The organism is Actinotalea sp. C106 (assembly GCF_023630195.1).
Lineage (GTDB): Bacteria > Actinomycetota > Actinomycetes > Actinomycetales > Cellulomonadaceae > Actinotalea.
Genome location: NZ_JALPKN010000097.1, coordinates 1 through 10,726, shown reverse-complemented (window position 1 = coordinate 10,726; position 10,726 = coordinate 1). Strand labels below are relative to the sequence as shown.

Genomic DNA, 10,726 nt, shown 5'->3' with positions numbered 1-10,726 from the left:
CCGGGGGCCGCACCCGTGGCGCGCAGGCCCGTGGTCGCGCCCCCTGGCTCGCCCTCCCCGTCCCCCGCTCCCTCGGGTGTCGCGCAGGCCGCGAGCGCCGTGCTCATGGCGAGCACCACACCGAGAAGGGCCGCGACGACGGCCGGAGGTCGCATGCAGGCAGTCTCGCACCACCGCCCCTGCTCCGTCCTCGGGCACGGTCCGAGGCGTCGGTGGTGGCTGCGACACTGCAGGTATGTCGTCCGACGTGCTTGCCCCCGGCCCTGCGCCTTCTCCCCGCCTGCATGCCGAGGAGGTGCTGCGCGGCCTCGTCGGCCGCCCGGACGCCGCGCTCCGCGAGGACCAGTGGACGGCCATCGCGGCCCTGCTCGAGGGACGGCGCGCCCTCGTGGTCCAGCGCACCGGCTGGGGCAAGTCGGCCGTCTACTTCGTGGCCACGGCCCTGCTGCGCGCCCAGGGCCGTGGGCCCACGGTGATCGTCTCGCCCCTGCTCGCGCTGATGCGCAACCAGGTCGACGCCGCGCGGCGGGCCGGCATCCGGGCCGAGACCATCCACTCGGCCAACACCGAGACCTGGGACGAGGTGCACGCCCGGGTCGCCGCGGGAGAGATCGACGTGCTCCTGGTCTCCCCCGAACGTCTCAACAACCCCGCCTTCCGCGACGAGGTGCTACCGCGGCTCGCGCAGGACACGGGCTTGCTCGTGGTCGACGAGGCGCACTGCATCTCGGACTGGGGGCACGACTTCCGCCCCGACTACCGCCGGTTGCGCACGTTGCTCGGTGAGCTGCCGACCGGGACCCCGGTGCTCGCGACCACCGCGACCGCGAACGCCCGGGTCACGGCTGACGTCGCCGAGCAGCTCGCCGCCAGCGGGACCTCCGCCGAGGAGAGCCAGGGGGCCGAGGTGCTGGTGCTCCGGGGGCCGCTCGAGCGAGAGAGCCTGCGCCTCGCTGTCCACGAGCTCCCCGACCACGCCACCCAGCTCGCCTGGCTCACGGCGCGGCTCCCCGAGATGACCGGCTCGGGCATCGTCTACTGCCTGACGGTCGCCGCGGCGGAGCAGGTCGCGGCCCACCTGCGCGCCGAGGGGCTCACGGTGCGCTCCTACACCGGCCAGACCGACCCGGCCGAACGTCTCGAGGCCGAGCGGGAGCTCCTCGCCAACGAGGTCAAGGCGCTCGTGGCGACCTCGGCCCTCGGGATGGGCTTCGACAAGCCCGACCTCGGGTTCGTCGTGCACCTGGGCGCACCGAGCTCGCCCATCTCCTACTACCAGCAGGTGGGACGGGCGGGGCGTGCGACCGACCGGGCCGAGGTGGTGCTGCTCCCGGGCCGGGACGACCGCGCCATCTGGGACTGGTTCGCCAGCATGGCCTTCCCGCCCGAGCACGAGGTCCGCGCGACCCTGGCCGCCCTCGAGGCAGCGGGTGGCCCCCTCTCGACCGCAGCCCTCGAGCCTCGGGTGGACCTGCGACGCAACCGGCTCGAGCTCATGCTCAAGGTCCTGGACGTCGACGGCGCGGTGCGCCGGGTCCGGGGCGGCTGGCAGCACACCGGCCAGCCCTGGTCCTACGACTCGGCGCGCTACGCGCAGGTCGAGCAGACCCGCCGGGCCGAGCAGCAGCTCATGGTCGACTACGTCCGCACGACCGGGTGCCGCATGGCCTTCCTGCGCAGCGCCCTGGACGACCCCGAGCTCGCCGAGGTCCCGGACTGGCGGTGCGGTCGCTGCGACCGCTGCCGCACGGGGCCCGAGGCTGTCGAGCAGGGGACGACGATTGCCACCGACGACGTGACCGCAGGGAGCGCCGTGGTCGACGCCGAGGCCGTCGAGGCCGCCCGCCGGCGCCTGGCCTCACCTGGGGTCGACCTCAGCCCGCGTCGCCAGTGGCCGAGCGGCATGGCCTCGCTCGGCATCGACCTCACCGGACGCATCGCCGAGACGGACCGCGCCGCAGCAGGGCGGGCGGTCGCCCGGCTCGACGGCCTGGGCCTGGGCGGGGCACTCAGGGACTTGTTCCGGACCACCGCGGGGAGCCCCGTCGACGGGCCGCTCCCTGCGGCCCTGCGCGGGCCGGTCCTGGAGGTGCTCGACGCCTGGAGCCCCGGGGTCGACGGCGTGGTGATGGTCGGTTCGGCGAGCCGACCCCAGCTGGTCGAGCACCTGGCGAGCGGGGTGGCCAGGCACCTCGGGGTACCCCTCGTCGGCACTGCCACCGTCGCGGGCCCCCCTGCCCGCCACGACGTGAACTCGGCGCAGCGGCTGGCCGGCGTCGCGCGACGGCTCTCGCTCGACCTGTCCCCCGCGGCGGTCTCGGGGCTCGCGGGGCGCGGCGTGCTGCTCGTCGACGACCGTCAGGACAGCGGGTGGACCATCACCCTCGCCGCGCGGCTGCTGCGTCGGGCCGGGGCAGCACGCGTGCTCCCGTTCGTCCTGGCGACAGGCTGAGCTGGGCCCCTGCGCCGCTCGCGCGGGGACACCGTGCTCAGCCCGGGAATCGAACCGTGACGGCCTCGCCGTGGGCCGGGAGGTCCTCGTCCTGGGCGAGGGCCACGACGCGATCGGCGACCTCGGCCAGGGCGACGTCGTCGTAGTCGATGATCTGGACGGGCCGGAGGAAGCTGTGCACCCCGAGCCCGCTCGAGAAGTGGGCGCACCCACCGGTCGGCAGCACGTGGTTCGACCCGGCCATGTAGTCACCGAGGGAGACCGGGGCGAAGGGCCCGACGAAGATCGCGCCCGCGCTGGTGACCTGCTCGGCGACGGCGCGTGCGTCAGCGGTCTGCACCTCGAGGTGCTCGGCACCGTAGGCGTTGACCACGGCGAGTCCCTGCGCGACGTCGTCGACCAGCACGACGGCCGACTGCGGCCCGGCCAGCGCCGTCGCGACGCGCTCGCTGTGCCTGGTCCGCGCGACGACGGCGGGCAGCAGGGCCTCGACGGCTTCCGCGAGCTCGACCGACGGGGTCACGAGCACCGAGGCGGAGGTCGGGCCGTGCTCGGCCTGGGACACGAGGTCGGCCGCGACGTGCGCGGGGTCGGCCGTGCCGTCGGCGAGGACGGCGATCTCGGTGGGCCCGGCCTCGGAGTCGATCCCGACGACCCCGCGGACCAGGCGCTTGGCGGCGGTCACGTACTGGTTGCCCGGGCCTGTCACGACGTCGACGGGCTCGCAGAGGGTCTCGCCGTCGGCATCCGTCTCGCCCTGGGCGCCGTAGGCGAGCATCGCGATCGCCTGGGCCCCACCGACCGCGTAGACCTCGTCAACTCCCAGCAGCGCGCAGGCCGCGAGGATCGTCGGGTGGGGGCTGCCGTCGTGCTCAGCCTGCGGCGGGCTCGTGACCACGAGCGACCCGACCCCCGCCTCCTGGGCGGGGACCACGTTCATGACCACGGAGGACGGGTAGACCGCGAGCCCGCCGGGGACGTAGAGACCGACGCGACGCACCGGGAGCCAGCGTTGGCGCACCTGGGCGCCAGGACCCAGCTCGGTGCGGAGCTCGGCGGGCACCTGGGCGGCGTGGACGAGCCGGGCCCGGCGGATGGACTCCTCGAGGGCCGCGCGTACCAGCGGGTCCAGGGACTCCAGGGCCTGGGCGATCCGCTCGGCCGGCACTCGCAGGTGCTCGGGCCGGACTCCGTCGAAGCGCTCGCCCAGCTCGCGCAGGGCCACGGCACCGCGGTGGCGGACATCGGCGATGAGCGGGGCCACCTGCTCGGCCGCGCCCGCCACGTCGAGCTCAGGACGGGGAAGGACGGCGGTCAGCGCGCGGCGGTCGAGGTCGCGGCCGCGCAGGTCGATGCGGGAGATCACCTGGCCAGTCTAGGCGCGCTGCCGGCAGCACCTGGGAGACTGACCTCATGAGCATCCCCGTACCCGTGGCCGGCGGAACGATCCGGCTCGGCCAGCTCCTCAAGCTCGCGGGCGCCGTCGAGTCGGGGGCCGAGGCCCGGACCCTCCTGCTCGAGGAGGAGGTGAGCGTCAACGGCGTCGTCGAGACTCGACGAGGCCGCCAGCTCGGCCCCGGGGACCTCGTCACCGTCGACCAGCCGACCGGGGCCCAGGAGTTCGCCGTCGTGGACCCCGAGGAGGACCCAGAGACTCAGCGGGTCATGTAGCTCGATCCGAGCACCCGCGCCGCACGCACCCGGATCACGACACGGACGGGGTCCGGCTCGAGCGTGCGGTACCGCTGGGCGTAGCGCCGCATCGCCTCGGCGACCTCCGCGGCGTCGTGCGACACCTCGGCGGTGCCCTCGAAGGTCAGCCACCGCCCGCCCTCGACCTGGCAGACCGCGACCCGGGCAGGAGCACCCGCCGCCGCGGCGCGCTCGATGTTCCGGACCTTGACCGAGGTACGGCGGGCGGTGATGCGGAGCACCCCCTCGCCGCCGTCCCACGTGAAGGCCACGGGGACCACGTGCGGTGCGCCGTCGGCCCGCGGCGTCGTCAGGGTCGCCAGGTGGCGCTCGGTCACGAAGACGTGCTGCTCAGGCGTCAGGTGGATCACCACACGAGTCTAGGTGGGCTCGCGGGTCATCCGGTCAGGCTGCCCGGACCGAGCAGTGCCTTGAGGTCGCCGAACAGGGCAGGGGACCTCTCGATCCGCAGGCCCTCCTCGAGGCGCATCACCGTCGAGCGCCCGGGCTGGGTCAGGGTCAGATGGACCTCGGTCACCCCCGGGTGGCTCGCCAGGATGTCCCGCAGCCTCTCGACCACCGGCTGGGTGCACCGCGAGACCGGCATGGTGATGGTCACGGGCCTGGTCTCGGCCGCGGAGATGTCCGGCAGGGAGACCTCGACGGCCTGGAGCTGCATGGTCTCGTCCCGGCGACGGACGCGACCGCGCACCGTGACGACCGCGTCCTCGGCGAGGGCCGTCGAGTACGCCAGGTAGGTCTCGCCGAAGAACATGATCTCGACCGAGCCGTCGATGTCCTCGAGGGTCACCGCGGCCCACGGGTTGCCGTTCTTGGACATCTTCCGCTGCAGGGAGGTGATGAGCCCGCAGACGGTGACCATCGAGCCGTCGGGCCGGGTCTCGTCCGCCATGAGGGCCGCGACCGAGCAGTCGGCTGCCGAGGCCAGGACGTGCTCAAGACCGGACAGCGGGTGGTCCGAGACGTAGAGCCCGAGCATCTCGCGCTCGAAGGCGAGCAGCTGCTTCTTGTCCCACTCGGGGACGTCGGGGACGTCGACGCGGAACCCCAGAGCGCCGTCCTCCCCGTCCTCCTCGCCGCCGCCCAGGCCCGCGAAGAGGTCGAACTGCCCCTCGGCCTCCTTGCGCTTGACCCCCACCACCGAGTCGACCGCCTGCTCGTGGACCAGGTGGAGGGCTCGGCGGCTGGGGGCGAGGGAATCGAACGCCCCTGCCTTGATGAGGGACTCGATGGTCCTCTTGTTGCAGACGACGGCCGGGACCTTGTCGAGGAAGTCGGTGAACGAGGTGTAGTCGCCCTTGGCCTCACGGGTCTTGACGATCGCGTCGACGACGTTGGCACCGACGTTGCGCACCGCGGTCAGCCCGAACCGGATGTCGGTACCCACAGCGGTGAAGTTCGCCGAGGAGGAGTTCACGTCCGGCGGGAGGACCGTGATGCCCATGTGGCGACACTCGCCCAGGTACATCGCCGACTTGTCCTTGTCGTCCCGCACCGAGGTGAGCAGGGCCGCCATGTACTCGGTCGGGTAGTTGGCCTTGAGGTAGGCCGTCCAGTAGGACACGACGCCGTAGGCCGCCGAGTGCGCCTTGTTGAAGGCGTAGTCCGAGAAGGGCAGCAGGATGTCCCAGAGCATCGTGACCGCGCCCATGGAGTACCCGCGGTCGGTCATGCCGGTCGAGAAGCCCTCGAACTGCCTGTCCAGCTCGGCCTTCTTCTTCTTGCCCATCACGCGGCGCAGGATGTCCGCCTGGCCGAGGCTGTAGCCCGCGACCTTCTGCGCGATGGCCATGACCTGCTCCTGGTACACGATCAGGCCGTAGGTCGTCCCGAGGATCTCTGCGAGCGGCTCGGCGAGCTCGGGGTGGATCGGCACCACCGGCTGCATCCCGTTCTTGCGCAGGGCGTAGTTGGTGTGGGAGTTGGCACCCATCGGGCCCGGTCGGTACAGCGCACCGACCGCGGAGATGTCCTCGAAGTTGTCGGGGCGCATGAGGCGCAGCAGGGTGCGCATGCCGCCGCCGTCGAGCTGGAACACGCCCAGGGTGTCGCCGCGCCCCAGCAGCTCGTAGGTCGCGGGGTCGTCGAGGGTGAGGGTCTCGAGCTCGATCGGGTCCTTGCCGTTCATCACGATGTTCGCGAGGGCGTCGTCGAGGATCGTCAGGTTCCGCAGACCCAGGAAGTCCATCTTGATCAGGCCGAGGCCCTCACAGGTGGGGTAGTCGAACTGCGTGATGACCGCGCCGTCCTGCGGCCGGCGCATGATCGGGATGATGTCGATCAGCGGGTCGCTCGACATGATGACGCCCGCGGCATGGACGCCCCACTGGCGCTTCAGCCCCTCGATGCCCTGGGCGAGCTCGACCACCCGCTGCGCGTCCGGGTCGGTCGAGTGGATCTGCCGGAACTCGTCGGCCTCCTGGTAGCGCTTGTCCTGGGGGTCGAAGATGCCGGTGAGGCTGATGTCCTTGCCCATGATCGCCGGGGGCATCGCCTTGGTGAGCTTCTCCCCCATCGCGAACGGGAAGCCGAGGAGCCGGGCCGAGTCCTTGAGGGCCTGCTTGGCCTTGATCGTCCCGTAGGTGACGATCTGGGCGACGCGGTCCTCGCCGTACTTGTCCGAGACGTAGCGGATGACCTCACCACGACGCCGCTCGTCGAAGTCGACGTCGAAGTCGGGCATCGAGACGCGGTCGGGGTTGAGGAAGCGCTCGAAGATCAGTCCGTGCTTGAGCGGGTCCAGGTCGGTGATCCGCATCGCGTAGGCGGCCATCGAGCCGGCCCCCGACCCGCGGCCGGGGCCGACCCTGATCCCGTTCTCCTTGGCCCAGTTGATGAAGTCGGCCACCACGAGGAAGTACCCGGGGAAGCCCATCTGGGTGATGACCTGGGTCTCGTATTCGGCCTGCCGGCGGACCTCGTCGGGGATCCCGGCCGGGTAGCGGTAGTTGAGCCCCGTCTCGACCTCCTTGATGAACCAGGAGGTCTCGTTCTCCCCGGGCGGGCACGGGAAGTTCGGCATGTAGTTCGCCGAGGTGTTGAACTCCATCTCGCACTGCTCGGCGATGAGCAGCGTGTTGTCGCAGGCCTCGGGCAGCTCGGACCACAGGTGCCGCATCTCGGCCGCGGACTTGACGTAGTACCCGTCCCCGCCGAACTTGAACCGGTCCGGGTCGGAGAGGGTCGAGCCCGAGTTGATGCACAGGAGCGCGTCCTGCGAGATCGAGTCCTCACGCTTGACGTAGTGCAGGTCGTTGGTGGCCACCAAGGGGGCGCCGATGTCCTGCGCGATGCGCAGCAGGTCCTTCTGCACCCGGGTCTCGATGTCGAGCCCGTGGTCCATGAGCTCGACGTAGTAGTTCTCCCGCCCGAGGATGTCCTGGAACTCGCCGGCCGCGCGCACCGCGTCGTCGTACTGGCCCAGGCGCAGCCGGGTCTGCACCTCGCCCGAGGGGCAGCCGGTCGTCCCGATCAGGTCGGTCCCGTACTGCACCAGGAGCTCACGGTCCAGGCGCGGAGCCTTGCCCATCTGCCCCTCGAGCGAGCCCAAGGAGCCCATCCGGAAGAGGTTGTGCATCCCAGCGGTCGACTTGGCCAGGAGCGTCATGTGCGTGTACGAGCCGTTGGCCGACACGTCGTCGGACTTCTGGTGCGCCTCGCCCCACTTGATGCGGGTGCGGTCGTGTCGGCTGGTGCCCGGCGTCAGGTAGGCCTCGAGACCGATGATGGGCTTGACGCCGGCCGCGCGGGCCTTGCTCCAGAACTCGAAGGCACCGAAGAGGTAGCCGTGATCCGTCATCGCGATCGCTGGCTGCCCCTGCGCCGCGACCTCGGCGAACAGGTCGTCGAGCCGGGCCGCCCCGTCGAGCATCGAGTACTCGGTGTGAGCGTGGAGGTGGACGAAGTCGGACCCACCTGCAGCTGCCATGCCGACGATTCTAGGTCGGCTCACCGACAGCGGGGACCACCGGCACGGAACTCAGTGGTGCCCGTCGCTCAACCGGTCCCACGCCTGGGCCAGGTCCTGCGGGTAGGTGCTCTCGACCATGACCGGGCGACCGGTCGCGGGGTGCTCGAAGCCCAGCCGCATCGCGTGCAGCCACTGGCGTCCGAGCCCGAGCCGCTGAGCCATGGCCGGATCCGCACCGTAGGTCGTGTCACCCACGCAGGGGTGGCGTACGGCGGACATGTGCACCCGGATCTGGTGGGTGCGACCCGTCTCGAGGTGCACCTCGAGCAACGAGGCCGAGGGGACCATCTCCAGGACCGCGTAGTGGGTGACCGAGGGCTTGCCCGAGGCGGTGACCGCGAACCGGTAGTCGGCGCTGGGGTGCCGCCCGATGGGGGCGTCGATCGTGCCCGTGGTGGGCTCCGGGTGGCCCTGGACCACGGCGTGGTAGATCTTCTCGACCGTGCGTTCCTTGAAGGCGCGCTTGAGCACCGAGTAGGCCAGCTCGCTCTTGGCCACGACCATGAGCCCCGAGGTCCCGACGTCGAGCCGGTGCACGATCCCCTGACGCTCGGCGGCCCCGGAGGTCGCGACCCGGTGCCCGGCCGCGACGAGGGCCCCCACCACCGTGGGCCCCGTCCACCCCGGTGAGGGGTGGGCCGCGACCCCGACAGGCTTGTCGACGACGAGGACGTCCTCGTCCTCGAGCACGATGCGCAGCCCCGGGACGGGCTCGGGCGGGGCGGTCGGCACGATCGGGTCGAGGGCCTCGACGTCGACCTCGAGCCACGACCCCGCAGGGAGACGGTCTGCCTTCCCCACCGCCACACCGTCGAGCAGGACGGCACCTGCCGCTGCGAGGTCCGCCGCCCTGGTCCGGGAGATGCCCAGCAGACGGGACAGCCCCGCGTCGACCCGCTCGCCGGCGAGGCCGTCCGGCACGGGGAGAGCACGCGCGCTCACGTGGTCCCCTCCCGGGTACCTGGGGGCGTCGTGGGGGGCGAGGTGGGTCCAGGGACCTCGTCGGAGACGTCGTCCGCGGCCGCCTCACGCTGGTCGGACTCACGGGTGCCGTCGACACCGACGCCACGCAGGCTGAGCAGGATCACCAGGCCCGCGGCCGCGACGATGGCGATGTCCGCCACGTTGCCGACGAACCACGACCCGTAGGCGATGAAGTCCACGACGTGCCCCTGGGCGAAGCCGGGATCCCGGACCAGGCGGTCGATGAGGTTGCCCACGGCGCCCCCCAGGAGCAGACCGAGGGTCACGGCCCAGGCCCGTGAGCCGAGCCTGGCCGAGATCCGCAGGATCACCACCGACACGGCGACGGCGGCGATCGTGAAGACCCAGGTCATCCCGGTGGCGAAGCTGAGCGCGGCGCCCGGGTTGTACAGCAGGGTCAGACCGAGCAGGTCGCCGACCACGGGGATGCGCTCACCCTCGGTGAGCGCGGCGACGGCCCAGATCTTGGTGGCCTGGTCCACCAGGACGACCAGCACGGCCAGGGTGAGCAGGAGGACGAGCAGCGGGCGGGCAGGTCTCACGCTCAGCGACGCTCCTGGCGGGCCTTGCACGTGACGCACAGCGTCGCGCGGGGGAAGGCCTGCAGCCGGGCCTTGCCGATCGCCTGGGCGCAGGACTCGCAACGGCCGAACCCCTCAGCACCCACCCGCCGCAGGGCGTGCAGGTTCTGCTCGAGCAGGTCCCGGGTGTTGTTGACGAGGGTGAGCTCCTGCTCGCGCTCGAGGGCGCTGGAACCGGAGTCGGCCTGGTCGTCCCCCGCACCGTCCCCCGAGTTGCGCAAGAGGTCCGAGAGCTCGGCGTCGGCCGCGGCCAGCTCGGCGCGCAGACGACCGATCTCGACGATCAGCCCTGCCGCGATCTCCTCGACCTCGGCCACGGTCCACGGATCCTCGCCGTCCCGGACGGGGAAGCCGCCGACGGCGGCCGCCAGGTCGGGCATCTCGTGGTCGGTCTCAAGACGCAGCCCGTAGGCCGTGGTCGAACGACCGGGCTCCTCGGTGGCCATGGCGCTCCCTGGGGACGAAGGTCACGCGAGAGTAGACCTCTCGCGCAGGACGCACAACGCACCACACCGCTGCGGTGTGGTGCGTCGCGCGTGGTCCTGCTGTGCGCGGTCAGCCGTTGAACTGCAGACCGCCCTCGCTGCCACCTGCCCGCGGGGCCACCGTGCTGCCGCGCGAGTCGAGGTCCCCGAGGAGGTTCTCGAGGTAGCTCTTGAGCCGCGTGCGGTAGTCCCGCTCGAAGACACGGAGCTCGTCGATCTTGCGCTCGAGGAGGCTGCGCTCCTGCTCGAGCTGGGCGAGGGTGCGGTTGGACGTCTCCTCGGCCTCGCGGACGATGCGGGTCGCCTGCGTCTTGGCCTCGGTGATGATCCGGTCGCCCTCCTCCTGGCCCGACTGCACGTAGTCGTCGTGCAGCTTCTGGGCGAGCTGGAGCATGCCGGTCGCCGACTCGGGCTCGCTGACCCGCTGGCTCGAAGGAGCCGCGGCCGGCGCCGGGGCCGGGGCGGGGGTCGGCTCAGGGGTCGGCTCGGGCTGCGGGGTGGGCTCAGGCTGCGCGACCGGGGCCGGCGTCTGGGCCTGGCC

At 72.0% G+C, this 10,726-nt stretch carries 9 protein-coding genes; 2 read left to right on the top strand and 7 right to left on the bottom strand.

What is annotated here, in order from left to right:
• Positions 1-235: 235 nt before the first annotated feature.
• Positions 236-2,452, top strand: coding sequence for a RecQ family ATP-dependent DNA helicase (locus tag L0B03_RS08535; RefSeq protein WP_250445385.1), 2,217 nt, complete (start codon positions 236-238; stop codon positions 2,450-2,452).
• A 37-nt stretch (positions 2,453-2,489) separates the two neighbouring features.
• Here L0B03_RS08535 and hisD read toward each other — a convergent pair whose 3' ends face one another.
• Positions 2,490-3,818: a histidinol dehydrogenase gene (gene hisD, locus L0B03_RS08530; protein WP_250445384.1), complete on the bottom strand. Its 1,329-nt coding sequence runs from the start codon at positions 3,816-3,818 to the stop codon at positions 2,490-2,492.
• 47 nt (positions 3,819-3,865) lie between these two features.
• Here hisD and L0B03_RS08525 point away from each other — a divergent pair, with 47 nt between their 5' ends.
• Complete coding sequence (locus L0B03_RS08525) at positions 3,866-4,123, top strand: RNA-binding S4 domain-containing protein (RefSeq protein WP_250445383.1); 258 nt, start codon at positions 3,866-3,868, stop codon at positions 4,121-4,123.
• Here L0B03_RS08525 and L0B03_RS08520 read toward each other — a convergent pair.
• From L0B03_RS08520 to L0B03_RS08495, 6 genes are all read right to left on the bottom strand, one after another.
• Complete coding sequence (locus L0B03_RS08520; RefSeq protein ID WP_250445382.1) at positions 4,108-4,515, bottom strand: TIGR03618 family F420-dependent PPOX class oxidoreductase; 408 nt, start codon at positions 4,513-4,515, stop codon at positions 4,108-4,110. The two genes, L0B03_RS08525 and L0B03_RS08520, sit on opposite strands and share 16 nt — an antisense overlap.
• A 26-nt stretch (positions 4,516-4,541) precedes the next feature.
• A complete protein-coding gene (gene dnaE, locus L0B03_RS08515; RefSeq protein WP_250445381.1) occupies positions 4,542-8,093 on the bottom strand; it encodes a DNA polymerase III subunit alpha in 3,552 nt (1,183 codons plus the stop codon).
• Positions 8,094-8,144: 51 nt separating this feature from the next.
• On the bottom strand, positions 8,145-9,077 hold the full coding sequence (locus tag L0B03_RS08510) for an RluA family pseudouridine synthase (RefSeq protein ID WP_250445380.1): 933 nt from the start codon (positions 9,075-9,077) through the stop codon (positions 8,145-8,147).
• Positions 9,074-9,661: a signal peptidase II gene (gene lspA, locus L0B03_RS08505; protein ID WP_250445379.1), complete on the bottom strand. Its 588-nt coding sequence runs from the start codon at positions 9,659-9,661 to the stop codon at positions 9,074-9,076. The genes L0B03_RS08510 and lspA overlap by 4 nt, the downstream gene beginning before the upstream one ends.
• A gap of 2 nt (positions 9,662-9,663) precedes the next feature.
• Positions 9,664-10,080, bottom strand: a complete 417-nt coding sequence (locus L0B03_RS08500) for a TraR/DksA family transcriptional regulator (RefSeq protein ID WP_250445386.1) — start codon at positions 10,078-10,080, stop codon at positions 9,664-9,666.
• Positions 10,081-10,255: 175 nt separating this feature from the next.
• Positions 10,256-10,726: DivIVA domain-containing protein (locus L0B03_RS08495; RefSeq protein ID WP_374204920.1), on the bottom strand; the 471-nt coding region annotated here is incomplete at its 5' end.

Bases quoted from the DNA above. Each gene is read 5' to 3' on its own strand.
- L0B03_RS08535 (WP_250445385.1), top strand. From the start codon at position 236: ATGTCGTCCGACGTGCTTGCCCCCGGCCCTGCGCCTTCTCCCCGCCTG.
- L0B03_RS08525 (WP_250445383.1), top strand. From the start codon at position 3,866: ATGAGCATCCCCGTACCCGTGGCCGGCGGAACGATCCGGCTCGGCCAG.
- dnaE (WP_250445381.1), bottom strand. From the start codon at position 8,093: ATGGCAGCTGCAGGTGGGTCCGACTTCGTCCACCTCCACGCTCACACC.
- L0B03_RS08500 (WP_250445386.1), bottom strand. From the start codon at position 10,080: ATGCCCGACCTGGCGGCCGCCGTCGGCGGCTTCCCCGTCCGGGACGGC.